The sequence below is a fragment of the Christiangramia lutea genome (genome assembly GCF_022489035.1).
Taxonomy (GTDB): Bacteria; Bacteroidota; Bacteroidia; order Flavobacteriales; family Flavobacteriaceae; genus Christiangramia; species Christiangramia lutea.
Genome location: NZ_JAKVTV010000004.1, coordinates 205,460 through 219,260, shown reverse-complemented (window position 1 = coordinate 219,260; position 13,801 = coordinate 205,460). Strand labels below are relative to the sequence as shown.

14 protein-coding genes are annotated in these 13,801 nt (G+C 37.4%); 12 read left to right on the top strand and 2 right to left on the bottom strand.

The window, feature by feature from the left end:
* Positions 1–52 precede the first annotated feature (52 nt).
* Both ML462_RS13070 and murB read left to right on the top strand, forming a co-directional pair.
* Positions 53–1,249, top strand: a complete 1,197-nt coding sequence (locus ML462_RS13070) for a pyridoxal phosphate-dependent aminotransferase (protein WP_240714274.1) — start codon at positions 53–55, stop codon at positions 1,247–1,249.
* Positions 1,249–2,262: a UDP-N-acetylmuramate dehydrogenase gene (gene murB / locus ML462_RS13065; RefSeq protein WP_240714273.1), complete on the top strand. Its 1,014-nt coding sequence runs from the start codon at positions 1,249–1,251 to the stop codon at positions 2,260–2,262. Before ML462_RS13070 ends, murB begins: the two co-directional genes overlap by 1 nt.
* A 58-nt stretch (positions 2,263–2,320) precedes the next feature.
* Here murB and ML462_RS13060 read toward each other — a convergent pair whose 3' ends face one another.
* Positions 2,321–2,944, bottom strand: a complete 624-nt coding sequence (locus ML462_RS13060) for a fasciclin domain-containing protein (RefSeq protein WP_240714272.1) — start codon at positions 2,942–2,944, stop codon at positions 2,321–2,323.
* Positions 2,945–3,111: 167 nt separating this feature from the next.
* Between ML462_RS13060 and ML462_RS13055 the strand changes: the two genes are divergently transcribed.
* From ML462_RS13055 to ML462_RS13030, 6 genes are all read left to right on the top strand, one after another.
* Positions 3,112–3,318: a membrane or secreted protein gene (locus ML462_RS13055; RefSeq protein WP_240714270.1), complete on the top strand. Its 207-nt coding sequence runs from the start codon at positions 3,112–3,114 to the stop codon at positions 3,316–3,318.
* 5 nt (positions 3,319–3,323) lie between these two features.
* Positions 3,324–4,427 (top strand): glycosyltransferase, encoded by a 1,104-nt coding sequence (locus ML462_RS13050; protein ID WP_240714269.1) that lies wholly within the window; start codon positions 3,324–3,326, stop codon positions 4,425–4,427.
* A complete protein-coding gene (locus ML462_RS13045) occupies positions 4,418–4,987 on the top strand; it encodes an RNA polymerase sigma factor (RefSeq protein ID WP_240714268.1) in 570 nt (189 codons plus the stop codon). Before ML462_RS13050 ends, ML462_RS13045 begins: the two co-directional genes overlap by 10 nt.
* A gap of 78 nt (positions 4,988–5,065) precedes the next feature.
* Complete coding sequence (lipA, locus tag ML462_RS13040; protein WP_240714267.1) at positions 5,066–5,947, top strand: lipoyl synthase; 882 nt, start codon at positions 5,066–5,068, stop codon at positions 5,945–5,947.
* 7 nt (positions 5,948–5,954) lie between these two features.
* Complete coding sequence (gene gap, locus ML462_RS13035; RefSeq protein ID WP_240714266.1) at positions 5,955–6,962, top strand: type I glyceraldehyde-3-phosphate dehydrogenase; 1,008 nt, start codon at positions 5,955–5,957, stop codon at positions 6,960–6,962.
* A gap of 41 nt (positions 6,963–7,003) precedes the next feature.
* Positions 7,004–9,232: a tetratricopeptide repeat-containing hybrid sensor histidine kinase/response regulator gene (locus ML462_RS13030; RefSeq protein ID WP_240714264.1), complete on the top strand. Its 2,229-nt coding sequence runs from the start codon at positions 7,004–7,006 to the stop codon at positions 9,230–9,232.
* A gap of 98 nt (positions 9,233–9,330) precedes the next feature.
* Here ML462_RS13030 and lpxK read toward each other — a convergent pair whose 3' ends face one another.
* Entirely contained in the window at positions 9,331–10,341 is a 1,011-nt protein-coding gene (lpxK, locus tag ML462_RS13025) for a tetraacyldisaccharide 4'-kinase (protein WP_240714262.1), read from the bottom strand.
* 109 nt (positions 10,342–10,450) lie between these two features.
* Between lpxK and ML462_RS13020 the strand changes: the two genes are divergently transcribed.
* The 4 genes from ML462_RS13020 (at position 10,451) to msrA (ending at position 13,773) form a co-directional block, all read left to right on the top strand.
* A complete protein-coding gene (locus ML462_RS13020; protein WP_240714261.1) occupies positions 10,451–11,545 on the top strand; it encodes a Nif3-like dinuclear metal center hexameric protein in 1,095 nt (364 codons plus the stop codon).
* 1 nt (position 11,546) lies between these two features.
* Positions 11,547–12,326 (top strand): zinc ribbon domain-containing protein, encoded by a 780-nt coding sequence (locus ML462_RS13015; RefSeq protein ID WP_240714260.1) that lies wholly within the window; start codon positions 11,547–11,549, stop codon positions 12,324–12,326.
* Between the two features lie 188 nt (positions 12,327–12,514).
* Positions 12,515–13,108: a hypothetical protein gene (locus tag ML462_RS13010; RefSeq protein ID WP_240714258.1), complete on the top strand. Its 594-nt coding sequence runs from the start codon at positions 12,515–12,517 to the stop codon at positions 13,106–13,108.
* A gap of 2 nt (positions 13,109–13,110) precedes the next feature.
* Positions 13,111–13,773, top strand: a complete 663-nt coding sequence (gene msrA / locus ML462_RS13005) for a peptide-methionine (S)-S-oxide reductase MsrA (RefSeq protein ID WP_240714257.1) — start codon at positions 13,111–13,113, stop codon at positions 13,771–13,773.
* Positions 13,774–13,801: the final 28 nt, after the last annotated feature.

The following is a 13,801-nucleotide window of genomic DNA, read 5'->3' as shown; positions in this document are numbered from 1 at the left end:
AATTATAGATTCATAGTTTAATTTTGCAATTTTGCACCACAAATAAACAGCTATGCCTAAAATTTCAAATAAAGGGCTTGAAATGCCTGAATCCCCTATCAGAAAATTGGTGCCTTTCGCTGAAGAAGCAACAAGGAAAGGTCGTAAAATATATCAACTCAACATTGGTCAACCCGATATTAAAACTCCTCAGGGTGCATTAGATGCCGTAAAGAATCATGATATCGAGGTTTTATCTTACAGTCATTCTGCCGGATTTGAAAGCTATCGAGAGAAACTAGCCGGATATTACCAGAAATCATCATTACCGGTAAACAAGGAAGATATAATAATTACTACAGGTGGTTCAGAAGCATTGTTATTTACAATGGGTAGCATTACCGATCCTGGTGACGAGGTAATTATTCCGGAGCCATTTTATGCAAACTACAATGGTTTCGCTACAGCTTCCGGAGTTTCTATTAAACCAATTCAGGCTAGTATTGATGATGGTTTTGCGCTGCCTCCTATCGCAGAATTCGAAAAACTGATCACAGAAAAAACGAAAGCAATTCTTATTTGCAACCCAGGAAACCCAACAGGTTACCTGTATACCAAAGAGGAAGTTCAGCAATTGGCCGATCTTGCCTTGAAGCATGATCTTTTCATAGTTTCAGATGAAGTTTATAGAGAGTTTGCATATGATGGGGTAAAACATCATTCTATAATGAGCATTCCTGAGCTTGCTGAAAATGCGATTATGGTAGATTCTGTATCCAAACGTTACAGCATGTGTGGTGCTCGTGTAGGATGCCTTGTTTCCAAGAATAAAGAGGTGATGGCCACGGCAATGAAATTTGCGCAGGCAAGGTTAAGTCCTCCAACCTTTGCCCAAATCGCTAGTGAAGCTGCTTTGGAAACTCCGCAGGAATATTTCGACGAAGTTATTGAGCAATACACTTACCGCAGGGACTTGCTTGTTGACGGACTGGAAAAAATTGAAGGTGTTAAGGTTGCCAAGCCTAAGGGAGCTTTTTATTGTATCGCAGAACTTCCGGTTGAAGATGCCGATGATTTCGCACGCTGGCTTCTGGAAAGTTTTGAAGACAATAACGAAACTATCATGGTGGCTCCCGCAGCAGGATTCTACTCTACACCAAATACAGGTAAAAACCAGGTGAGGATTGCTTATGTATTAAAGAAAGAAAACCTGGAGAGAGCGATCAAAATTTTAGACAAAGCACTTAAGCAATATAAGCAGCAAAATTAATGCAGCTACTGCAGAATTTTTCTTTAAAGAACTATAACAGCTTTGGCATTGACGTTAAGGCAGGAAAATTCGTATCTATTCAGGATCTGGATGATCTGCGGAATATTCTTAGAAAAAGTTATGCTTCAGAACTTTTCATACTTGGGGGTGGCAGCAATATGCTTCTCACCGGGGATCTAAGTAAAACGGTTTTACACATAGCTCTAAAAGGAAAAAAGATCATTTCTGAAACCGATTCTGAAGTTATCATTGAAGTAGCTGCAGGAGAAAACTGGCATCAGTTCGTTCTCTGGACCCTGAAACAAAATTTTGGTGGACTAGAGAATCTATCCCTCATTCCGGGTAATGTAGGTACAGCACCCATTCAAAATATAGGTGCCTACGGGGTTGAGCTCAAAGATAATTTTGTAAGCTGCAGGGCAATGAATATTCAAACCCTGGAGGAAGAAACTTTTAACCTTCAAGACTGCGAATTCGAATATCGAAATTCAGTTTTTAAACATAGATTAAAAGGTCAATTTATCATCACTTCAGTAAGATTCAAATTGACTAAAAAAGGCCATAAAATCCATATGGATTATGGATCGATTAAGTCTGAACTTGAAAATGAGGGAATTAAAGAACCTTCGATACAGGATATCTCCAATGCAGTAATCAAAATAAGGAATTCAAAATTGCCAGACCCTAAGGAGATTGGTAACAGCGGAAGTTTTTTTAAAAACCCCATAATTTCCAAAAATCATTTTCATAAATTAGAAGAGAAATTTCCAGAAATCCCTTCATATACGGTTTCTGAAAACGAGATAAAAGTACCTGCAGGGTGGTTGATTGATAAAGCCGGATTGAAAGGATTCAGAAATGGTGATGCCGGGGTACATAAAAATCAGGCTCTGGTTCTTGTTAATTATGGTGAAGCCACAGGAAGTGAAATACTTTCACTTGCCAGAATGATCCAGGAAAAGATAAAATCACAGTTCAATATCGAGCTCGAGGCAGAAGTCAACATCATCTAAATAAAAAAAGGGAAATGATAAATCATTTCCCTTTTCAATTTTATTCTTCAAAAAAAATTTAGGCCTTCTTCATTACTACAGCATCTATAACGTGAACTACTCCGTTTGAAGCATCCACATCGGCCATAACAACTTTAGCCTTGTTCCCGTTTTCATCGGTAAGAATTACGCTATCTCCATTCAGAGAAGCTACGATAGTTCCACCACCAACAGTATTGATCTCATATTTACCATCATTGTCATTTATCGCCTGAACCAGTTCAGAAGAAGTAACCTCATCGGCCACCACGTGATATTTAAGAACATCAGCCAGTTGATCTTTATTTTCTTCCTTCATTAAAGATTCAAGTGTAGCCTTGTCTACATTACTAAAAGCGCCGTTATGTGGAGCAAAAACAGTAAATGGCCCTTCTTCAGTTTTAAACATTCCCGCAAGCTCTGCAGATTTCAAGGCACTTACTAAAGTACTTAAAGTATCGGTCTCCATAGCCTTTGCAGCAATACTATTGGATTCCATTTCCTTCTTTTTCTTTTCGGCTTCCATTTCAGCCTGCTTTTCTGCTTCCATTTGTTCCATTCTTTCTTTCTCAGCCTTTTCTTGCTCCTTTTTCTTGGCATCCTCACATGATGTGAGCATTACCCCTGAAAGAGCAAGTAGCATAAATAACATTTTAAATTTCATAATTGTAGTTTTTTTTCGTGATTAATAGCACAAGATATTGTGCAAAAGACAGTTAACACTGAATAATCGATTAAAGTTTAGTTAAATAGTGTAAAGACTTTATTAATCAAACTGGCTGTTTTCAGTTGAGTATTTTATTATTATTTTTGCATCAGAAGAATTGAAGCATGAAATTATTAATTATTAGCATCATTTTACTAGGACTGGCTTTTGCCGGAATAGCAATCAAGATCTGGGGAAAAAAGGACGGTAAATTCGCCGGAACCTGCGCCAGCCAGAATCCTTATCTGAATAAGTCTGGAGAACCATGTAGTTTTTGCGGAAAATTACCAGACGAAATTGAAAATTGTTCAGATTCACCTAAGACTACCTAGGCTGAATGGAAACAATTTTACTGGTTCTTTTTATCCTTGTTAGCCTGGTTAATCTCCTTTATTTTTTCTCATTTTTCTCTTTCGCCACATCTGGAATAAAAAACAAAATTCACCCGGAAGTTCCAGTTTCTGTAATTATTTGTGCAAAAAATGAGGAGGAAAATCTTCGCAATTTTCTCCCTGCTATTCTTGACCAGGAATACCCAGATTATGAGGTGATCGTTATCAACGATGCTTCTTCAGATAGCACCCTCGAAGTAATTGAGGAATTTCAGAAGACAGATCCACGAATCAAAATTGTAAACGTCCAGAACAACGAGGCATTCTGGGCCAATAAAAAATATGCTCTTACTCTGGGTATAAAGAAGGCCAAAAATGACCATTTGTTATTTACAGATGCAGATTGTGCTCCGCAATCTAAAAAATGGATCCAGGAAATGTCTCGAAATTTCCAGCCTGGGAACTCCATCGTATTGGGATATGGCGGATACTTCCCGAATTCAAAATCCATTTTGAATAAACTGATTCGGTTTGAAACCCTGCTAACGGCCATTCAGTATTTTTCCTATGCAAAATTAGGATCTCCTTATATGGGCGTTGGGCGAAATCTGGCTTACACCTCCACAAAATTTTATGAAATGAAAGGATTTGCCAGCCACCTTCATTTAAGGTCTGGAGATGACGATCTTTTCGTGAACGAAGCTTCTACTCCTGAAAATACCTCTATTTGTTTTCACCCCGATGCGATCACCAGAAGTGTTCCCAAGACAAGCTTTTCAGACTGGTTCCATCAAAAAAGAAGACATGTATCTGTAGCGAACCATTATAAATCAAAACACAAATTACTTCTGGGAACTTTTTTCATTTTCAGAGTACTTTTCTGGCTCTTTTTTGCCGGCTTACTTAGCCTGCAGGTTTTTCCAAAGATCGTCCTAGGAATATTATTTTTAAAGCTGATCATTGAGGCAATTGTCTATATAAAGGCCGGTAAAAAGTTACAAGAGACAGATGTTGTATGGCTATTTCCTTTTTTCGATATTTTTTTAATATTAATGCAATTAGCTATCTTTATCTCTAACCTCATCTCAAAACCTAAGCATTGGAAATAAATCCAGAGCATCTTCTTGAAAAGATCAGGGAGGCAAAAAATGGCAGTCAGTCGGCTTTCAATTATCTTCTGGACAGGTACTGGAATGACGTTTATGGATTTCAGCTGAAAAAGACTCGAAATGAATATGAGTCTGAAGACATCACCATTCAAACTTTCTCCAAGGCCTTTAACAAATTAGATACTTTCAACGAAAAACATTCTTTTACTACCTGGTTGATCGCTATTTCGAAAAACATTCACATAGACCAGATACGTAAGAAAAAAGCTTCGATTAGATCGCGTACCTCCATGCAGGATGAAGAAAGGGTTTACGAAATTGCAGACGAAACACCTGGAGTTGAAGATAAACTGATTAAAGAGCAAAATCTCGAACAATTACTAGCCGACATCAAACAGTTAAAACCGCATTATCAGCAGGTAATCAATCTCAGATTTTTCCAGGAAAAATCATACAAAGAAATTGCCGGGGAATTAGACGAACCCATGAATAATATTAAGGTTAAATTACTTAGGGCAAAGAAATTACTAGCTGAAATTATAGAAACCCGTAACAGTTAAGTAAGGAATTAAATCCTGGGGAGTCTATTTTATGCAGTTCAGCTTATTATTGTATCTTTGAATCCTCAGATTTTTGCTATGAATACAGACGTTGCGCCAATAAAATCCAAAACAGAAAGAAAGCCAAAACCAAAATGGCTTCGAGTTAAACTTCCTACCGGTAAAAAATACACCGAATTAAGGAGCCTTGTAGACAGATACGACCTTCATACTATTTGTACTTCAGGAAGTTGCCCTAATATGGGGGAATGCTGGAGTGAAGGTACCGCTACATTTATGATTCTTGGTAATATTTGCACCAGATCCTGCGGATTTTGCGGAGTAAAAACCGGAAGGCCTGAAACTGTAGATTGGGACGAACCAGAAAAAGTAGCCAGATCTATTAAAATTATGAAGATTAAACATGCGGTGGTGACTAGTGTAGACCGTGATGATCTTAAGGATATGGGTTCTATCATTTGGGCTGAAACTGTAAAAGCTATTCGTCGAATGAATCCTGAAACTACACTGGAAACGCTTATTCCAGACTTCCAGGGTAACGAACGAAATATTGATCGTATCATTGAGGTAATGCCTGAAGTTGTATCTCACAACATGGAAACTGTAAAAAGGCTTACTCGTGAAGTAAGAATTCAGGCTAAATATGATCGAAGCCTTGCTGTTTTAAAATATTTAAAAGACAATGGAGTTCGTAGAACCAAGTCTGGTATTATGCTTGGTCTTGGAGAACAGGAAGGAGAGGTTATCCAGACTTTAAAGGATCTAAGAGAAGCCGGGGTAGATGTAGTTACTATTGGGCAATATCTTCAGCCGAGTAAAAAACACCTTCCTGTAAAACAATTCATTACACCAGACCAGTTCAAGAAATACGAAGAAGTTGGCCTGGAGCTTGGATTCAGACACGTTGAAAGTAGTGCCTTGGTAAGATCTTCATACAAAGCACAGAAACATATTAACTAGTCTTTGAATGGCTGAAACAATTAATATTGCCATTAATGGTTTTGGCAGAATAGGCAGGAATCTTTTTAGAGTACTCCTTGGGAATCCAGACATTAATGTTGTTGCCATTAATGATATTCATGATGCTAGAAGCCTAGCTCATCTTTTAAAATATGATAGTATTCACAGAACTTTGAAGACCGAGGTAAGTTCTTCAGATTCTGAAATTATCGTAGATGGCAAAAAGATCCCCCTATTAAATTTCAATGAACCGCGTGATATTCCGTGGAATGATTATCAAGTGGATTATGTAGTAGAATCCTCAGGAAAATTCAAAACAGAAGAAGTTCTGAACGGCCACCTGAAAGAAGGTGTGAAAAAGGTTATTCTATCTGTTCCACCCCAAGATGAAAACATCAAAATGGTAGTTCTAGGCGTTAATGAAGAAATCCTGGACGGCTCTGAGAGAATAATCTCAAATGCTTCCTGCACCACCAACAACGCTGCTCCAATGCTGAAGGTGATTCATGACCAATTGGAAGTCACTCAGGCATATATAACCACTGTACACTCCTACACTTCAGACCAGAGTTTACATGACAAGCCACATAAGGACCTAAGGAGAAGCAGGGCTGCTGCACAGTCTATTATTCCAACAACAACCGGAGCTGCAAAAGCTTTAACAAGTATTTTCCCAGACCTTAGTGAAGTTATTGGTGGTTGTGGTATTAGAGTTCCTGTTCCTAATGGCTCTCTAACCGATATGACGCTGAATGTGAAAAAAGAGACCAGCATCGAGGAGGTAAATGCTCTTTTCCATAAAGCCTCTGAAAATGAGCTCAAGGATATCCTGCAGTATACTGAAGACCCCATAGTTTCAGTAGATATTCTTGATAGCAAATACAGCTGTATTTTTGATGCTCAAATGACTTCGGTAATTGGAGGAAAACTGGTTAAATTAATTGGTTGGTATGATAATGAAATTGGCTACTCCAGTCGTCTTGTCGATTTAATTTTACTCATTAACGATAAATAGCTATATTTAACAATATTAACAGCTTCTAGCTATTTTCCCGAATGAAGAACTTAAAGCTTTTCCTATTACTAACCTGTAGCTTTGTCATTTTAAGTTTCCAGAAATCACCGATCAGTGAGACAGAGCCGAAACCTGAACAGATAAAACAACTTCTATCCCAGGCAGAGAATTCTGTTGACATGATGTTATTCGATAAAGCTCAAAGTCAATTGAACAAATCCCTGGAATTAGCCAAAAGAATAAATCATGAGAGATATATAGCGCTTTCCAGCAGTATTCTTGCCAGAATGTACCATGTTCGTCATGAGTATGACAAAGGTATCACCCAGCTAGATCGAGCAATTTCCATACAAAGAAAAATAGATGATCAGGCTGGTTTACACTATTCCTATATCATGTATGGAAAAATTCTAAATTCAAAAAAAGAAGTAAACAGAGCTTTTAAATATCTGGATCTGGCTGAAGGATATTATAAAGAAGAAGGCAACCTGGAACAATTAGGTATTATAGCACTTAATAAGGCTATTTTTCACCTGAATGATAAAAGTCAGGTGAAAAAAGCCATGACTGAACTCAAGACAGCTGAGACGTATCTTGAGGATAGCACTAATGGCTATGAACTTACCAGGTTACATTATTTTCTGGCTCGAGGCCATCTAATTGAAGGCAATTTCAAAATGGCCGAAGAAGCTGCAAAGAAGTCCCTATCCATCGCTAAAGATGGAAATTTTACAGGTATGACCATGTACACCTATGGAATCCTGAGTGAAATTGAGGAAATAAGAAATAATTCTGCTGGTGCACTGGCATATCTCAAGCAAAGAAATGAGGTAAGGGATGCGGTATTTGATGCCAATAAGGAAGCCCTTGCCAAGGAATTGAACGAACGTGCGGGGGTTGATGCCCTGAAAACCACTCTGGATGAGTTGACTCTTCAGAATGCCGAACAGGAAAAGACTTTAAAAGTTAATAAACTCACCACTATTCTTAGTGTTGCTCTAATCACCATACTTTCACTTTTAACCCTTTCTCTATATAAGAACAACAATCTTAGAGCCAGAGCCAACGAACTTCTTCAAAAGAAAAACTCAGAATTGATCCTCGCAAAGGAAAATGCTGAAAAAGCATCCCTGGCCAAAGCACAATTTTTAACAACGATTACCCACGAATTAAGAACTCCGCTCTATGCAGTTACCGGCCTTACCCACCTCCTACTGGAAGAAAGCCCTACGGAAAGCCAGAGAGAACATCTTAATTCGCTTAAATTTTCGGGAGAGTATTTATTGTCACTTATAAACAACATCCTGGATCTCAATAAACTCGAGGCGAACAAGGTAGAAATAGTAAAATCTGATTTCGACTTGAAAAAGAGGATCTCAGACGTACTTATTGCTTTGAAAAATTCGGCTAACGAAAGAAATACCAAGCTGCATTTCGATTTCGACGATGAAATACCAGGTAGATTGAACGGAGATCCTTTGAAAATCTCCCAGATCTTAATTAACCTTATAGGAAATTCCATAAAATTTACTGAAGACGGTGATATCTGGATCTCTGTAAAGAAGACCAAACAACTAGAAAAAGACATTACCTTACTATTTGAAATTAAGGATAATGGCGAAGGAATTGGGAAAGAAAAACAGAAAGCTATTTTCGATAATTTCACCCAGGGATCTACTCAAATCAACCGTAAGTTTGGTGGAACAGGTCTAGGACTTTCCATCGTTAAGAACCTGCTTAGCCTTCTAGGAAGTGAGATTAACTTGGAAAGCGAATTAGGTAAAGGTTCGAAATTCACCTTTGAACTGGATTTTGAAACTCCGGAATCTGAAATAAGAAAAGCGGTGGCCACTACTCCAGTTGATGAGACCAAACTCTCCAACGAGATCATGGAGGATAAGCGTATTCTAGTAGTAGAGGATAATAAGATCAACCAGATGATTACCCGTAAGATCCTTGAAAAGAATAAGGTACTTTGTGATGTTGCAGATGATGGAACCATTGCCATAGAAAAAGTAAAGAATAACGAATTTGACTTGATCCTAATGGATATTCACATGCCGGGAATTAGCGGTATAGAAGCAACAATCGAGATCAGGAAGTTTGATGATTCCATACCGATCATAGCACTTACTGCGGTAACTTTGGATGATAACCTGGATGAATTTTATCTAAACGGATTTAACGATATCATTCCAAAACCTTATAAAACGGAAGAATTTTTCCATAAGATCAATAAATATCTTGCGGCAAAAGAAACTACTGTATGACCTTTTTGGCACAGGCTTTGTAAAATACAGGCAGATTGAATTATATAGAAAAGACTTTCATATAATTTGAATTAGCCAAAAGAAAAAATGAGGTGTTTTTACACCTCATTTTTGTTTATATAATCAAGGATCTTTTTATCAAATTCCCTGCTTTTATTATTTAAAAATCCAACTTCAATAGGCAGGTAATAGAGTTTTTCGGAAGATATTCTGTTTCTTAAGCGCATATAGTCTTTTTCTGTGGTAAGAATTCGGTTTTCCTTACTTAACTCTTCGATCTCCTTTTCTGAGAATTTATGATGGTCTGAAAATTTAAAATGCTTTAATCTGATATCATGGGAATTCAGAAAACCGATTAATGGATCTGGATTTGCGATACCCGTGACCAGAACGAAATCTGAAGTTATTCTCTCCACCTTTATTTCCTCATTTTCAGAAATGATTTTTTCAGAATATTTTATAAAAGTAAAGAACACTTCCTGATGAACTTCCGGTTGAAGTTTCTTTCGAATTATCCTCATTTCCTCTTTACTAAGATCTTGAGGACATTTCGTAACCACAATTAGTTTGGCTCTACTTGCTCCTGTATGAGATTCTCTAAGATTCCCTGCTGGCAGAATTAGATCATCAACATAGAGGTCATTATATGCTGTTAGAAGTATGTAAAATCCTGCCTTAACTTTACGATGCTGGAATGCATCATCCAGTAAAATAACATCAGGTGAGAACTTCATTAATTTTGCAATTCCTTCCTTCCTGTTAACATCAACAGCCACTATAGTATCAGTAAATTTACTCTTGAACTGCAGCGGCTCATCTCCCGATCTCTCTACCGGATCGGTTTCTTCTACAAGCTGAAAACCTTTACTATCTCGCCTGTAACCACGGCTTAGCGTTGCCACCTTATATTTTTTAGACAACTCACCAATAAGATATTCGATCATGGGAGATTTTCCTGTCCCGCCCATGTTAAGGTTTCCCACAGCGATCACTGGTACTTCAAATGACTTAGACCTAAGAATATCCAGATCATAAAACCTGTTACGAACCTCGGTAATACCGTGATATATTAATGAAAAGGGAAAAAGTAATTTTCTTAGATTCGACATGAAAGGCTTGGTATAATATTTATATTTGAAAAGCTGTTGAGGAATTTCAACACTGAATCTACAAACCGTGATCCCATAGTTTCAAATCTAAGGGCTAAAATATTAAAATATGATCATTCAGGAAGTAATAGACCTAATTGAAGAATTTGCTCCTTTAAATTATGCTGAAGGATTCGATAATGTGGGTTTGCTGGTTGGTGACAATTCTACTAAAGTCTCAGGGGCGTTGATCACACTTGACACATTAGAGGCCACCGTAGATGAAGCCATCGACAAAAACTGTAATTTAATCATTAGCTTTCATCCCATAATTTTTTCCGGTCTTAAGAAATTAACGGGAAGGGATTATGTAGAACGAACTGTTTTAAAGGCAATCAAAAATGATATTGCTATTTATGCTATTCACACCGCTTTAGACAACCAGCACAAAGGCGTAAATGATATGATCTGTGAAAAAATTGGCCTTAAAAACAGACAAATACTTATTCCTAGGAAAGATTCAATTAAAAAACTAACCACTTTTATTCCAACCGAAGAAGCTGAAAAAGTCCGCGAGGCGTTGTTTTCTGCCGGAGCTGGAAGCATAGGGAATTATGACAACTGCAGCTTCAACATCACTGGAAAGGGTAGTTTTATGGGTAATGAAGATTCAAATCCTGTTGTTGGCGAAAAGGGAAAGGTTCATTATGAGGAGGAAACCCAAATCGGGATCACTTACCCGGCACATTTAGAAAGCCCAATCCTGAAAATGCTTTTTAAAGCTCATCCTTATGAAGAGGTTGCCTATGAAATACATAGCCTGGAAAACAAGAACCAGCATTTAGGGATGGGAATGATAGGTGAACTGGAAAAAGTAGTTGACGAAAAATCTTTTTTAGAACAGTTGAAAAGCACATTTAATACAGGATGTGTTAGACATTCCAAACTTCTGGACAAACCCATTAAAAAAGTAGCTGTTTTAGGTGGAAGTGGGGCATTTGCCATCAATAATGCCAAATCAGCCGGAGCCGATATCTTTGTCTCAGCAGATTTCAAATACCACGACTTCTATAAAGCCGAGGAAAAGCTGGTACTAGCAGATATTGGACACTATGAAAGTGAACAGTTTACAAAAAATTTACTATATTCTTTTCTTAGCAAAAAAATTAGTAGTTTTGCACTTATTTTAGCAGATACAAATACCAATCCAATACATTATTTATAATATGGCGAAAAAAAACGATGTTACTGTAGAAGAGAAGTTAAGATCACTGTACGATCTTCAGTTGGTGGATTCGCGAATTGATGAAATTAGAAACGTACGTGGTGAATTACCTCTGGAAGTTGAAGATCTGGAAGACGAAGTAGCAGGTTTAAACAGACGCCTGGAAAAACTGGATGCAGATATAGAAGTCATTGATAATGACATCAAGAACAAGAAGAACCAGATTGAGGAGTCTAAATCTACGATCAAAAAATATTCTGAACAGCAGAAAAACGTTCGTAACAATAGAGAATTTAACGCATTAAGCAAAGAAGTTGAATTCCAGGAACTGGAGATCGAACTTGCTGAAAAGCACATCAAAGAATACAAAGCAAAGATCGAGCAGAAGAAAGAAGTAATTACTCAAACTAAAGAGAAACTTTCTGAGCGCGAAGAACACCTTAAGCACAAAAAAGGTGAGCTGGATGAGATACTGAAAGAAACCGAAAAGGAAGAGAAGGCACTTATTGAGAAGTCTAAAGAGTACGAGAAAAATATCGAAGACAGACTTGTTAGCGCTTATAAAAGAATTAGAAGCAATGTAAAGAATGGTCTCGCGGTAGTTCCTGTAGAACGTGGTGCTTCTGGAGGTTCTTTCTTTACTATTCCTCCACAGGTAATCATGGAGATCGCTGGTCGTAAAAAGATCATTACCGATGAGCACAGTGGACGAATTCTTGTTGATGAAGAACTTGCGAAAGAAGAGCAGGAAAAAATGGAGAGCATGTTTAAGAAGTTCTAAACTTCTTGAATTTTTAATATAGACTGCCTGGAAAATAACAGTAAGATCTTAAGATCTGAAGCAAAAGTTTTTCAGGCAGTTTTTTTATGCTCAAAATTTAAAGATTCATACACTTACCTAGATTAACAAGTATTTCACATATACTGAATGATTTAAAACTAACTTTAACCCACCTTAAATCACATGATATGCGAGTTACTACCTTCCTCCTGCTGTTAATTCTTTGTTTTTATTCCTGCAAGGAAAATAAAAATGATGGCGACCCCGATCAGGAAAATTATCAGGAAGTTGTACAGGATTCAAAAGACAACTCACCTTCTTCAGATGATGATATAAAAAAATCAGACTATATTGAAGATCAAACTAAAAATGACACTGGTCCATCAGAAAATGTAACTTCTGAAACTTCCAGAATTACACCAGGATTATACTTAAACAGTGGTGAGCAACAGGACCTTCCCTGCAATTGTAATTGTGTGGACATCAATTTTTCCAGCACTTCTGAATTATGTCTGAAAAAAGATGAATTATATATCAACGCCCGTTTTGAAGAAAATGGCAATAATGTAAATGTATACTTTGTGAATCTGGCCTCCTCCTCTTCTAATGAGGAAATTCCATGGGATAATTTTGAAACTGGTACACCTATTGCAGTTTTAAGCCATGAAGGCAATAACCGCCTGAAATTAGACTGGAAAGGCTTTTCTGAAGATGGAAAGATCGCCGTGGATTATGCATTATTAGGTAAAAAAACCCTTGAAGGAACTTATAAAAAGAAATAACAATGAAATTATTATTGATAAATTTTATTAGTCTAATACTTCTAGCATGTGGAAATCAAACAGAAGATAAGCAGGCTGTAAATGACAAAATCGCAAATGCAGAACCGGTGGAAGTCTCTTCCCAGGAAGGAATGGAAAGAGCATATTTTGCCAGCGGGTGTTTCTGGTGTGTCGAAGCAATCTATGAGAGCGTTGAAGGCGTTGAAGAAGCCATTTCTGGCTATTCCGGTGGTCATACTAAAAACCCTACTTATGAGTCAAGTAATACCGGAAGAACCGGTCATGCCGAAGCGGTGGAAGTGATCTATGATCCGGAGACAGTTAGTTTTGAAACTCTCGTTCAGGTTTATTTTGGTTCGCAGGATCCTACCCAGGTAAATGGTCAGGGACCAGACAAAGGCTCTCAATATAGATCCATAATTTTCTATCAAAATGTTCAGCAAAAGCAAATTATTGAAAAAGTAAAAGCTGAAGTAGCTAAAGACTATAAAGAACCGATTGCCGCTGAAGTTATGCCTTTTCAAAAATTCTGGAAAGCTGAAGATTATCACCAGGATTACGAAAAGAACAATCCGAATAATCCTTATATCAGGAATGTTTCTATACCAAGATTGAACAGGTTTAAATCCAAGTTTCCTGATATTCTAAAAGAGGACAAACATTAAAACAAAAAAGCTGCCATCTAGCAGCTTT

Coding starts and splice junctions, on each gene's coding strand:
- ML462_RS13030 (WP_240714264.1), top strand. CDS start 7,004: ATGAAGAACTTAAAGCTTTTCCTATTACTAACCTGTAGCTTTGTCATT.
- ML462_RS13050 (WP_240714269.1), top strand. CDS start 3,324: ATGGAAACAATTTTACTGGTTCTTTTTATCCTTGTTAGCCTGGTTAAT.
- murB (WP_240714273.1), top strand. CDS start 1,249: ATGCAGCTACTGCAGAATTTTTCTTTAAAGAACTATAACAGCTTTGGC.
- ML462_RS13010 (WP_240714258.1), top strand. CDS start 12,515: ATGCGAGTTACTACCTTCCTCCTGCTGTTAATTCTTTGTTTTTATTCC.
- ML462_RS13060 (WP_240714272.1), bottom strand. CDS start 2,944: ATGAAATTTAAAATGTTATTTATGCTACTTGCTCTTTCAGGGGTAATG.
- msrA (WP_240714257.1), top strand. CDS start 13,111: ATGAAATTATTATTGATAAATTTTATTAGTCTAATACTTCTAGCATGT.
- lpxK (WP_240714262.1), bottom strand. CDS start 10,341: ATGTCGAATCTAAGAAAATTACTTTTTCCCTTTTCATTAATATATCAC.
- lipA (WP_240714267.1), top strand. CDS start 5,066: ATGAATACAGACGTTGCGCCAATAAAATCCAAAACAGAAAGAAAGCCA.
- ML462_RS13070 (WP_240714274.1), top strand. CDS start 53: ATGCCTAAAATTTCAAATAAAGGGCTTGAAATGCCTGAATCCCCTATC.
- ML462_RS13015 (WP_240714260.1), top strand. CDS start 11,547: ATGGCGAAAAAAAACGATGTTACTGTAGAAGAGAAGTTAAGATCACTG.
- gap (WP_240714266.1), top strand. CDS start 5,955: ATGGCTGAAACAATTAATATTGCCATTAATGGTTTTGGCAGAATAGGC.
- ML462_RS13055 (WP_240714270.1), top strand. CDS start 3,112: ATGAAATTATTAATTATTAGCATCATTTTACTAGGACTGGCTTTTGCC.
- ML462_RS13020 (WP_240714261.1), top strand. CDS start 10,451: ATGATCATTCAGGAAGTAATAGACCTAATTGAAGAATTTGCTCCTTTA.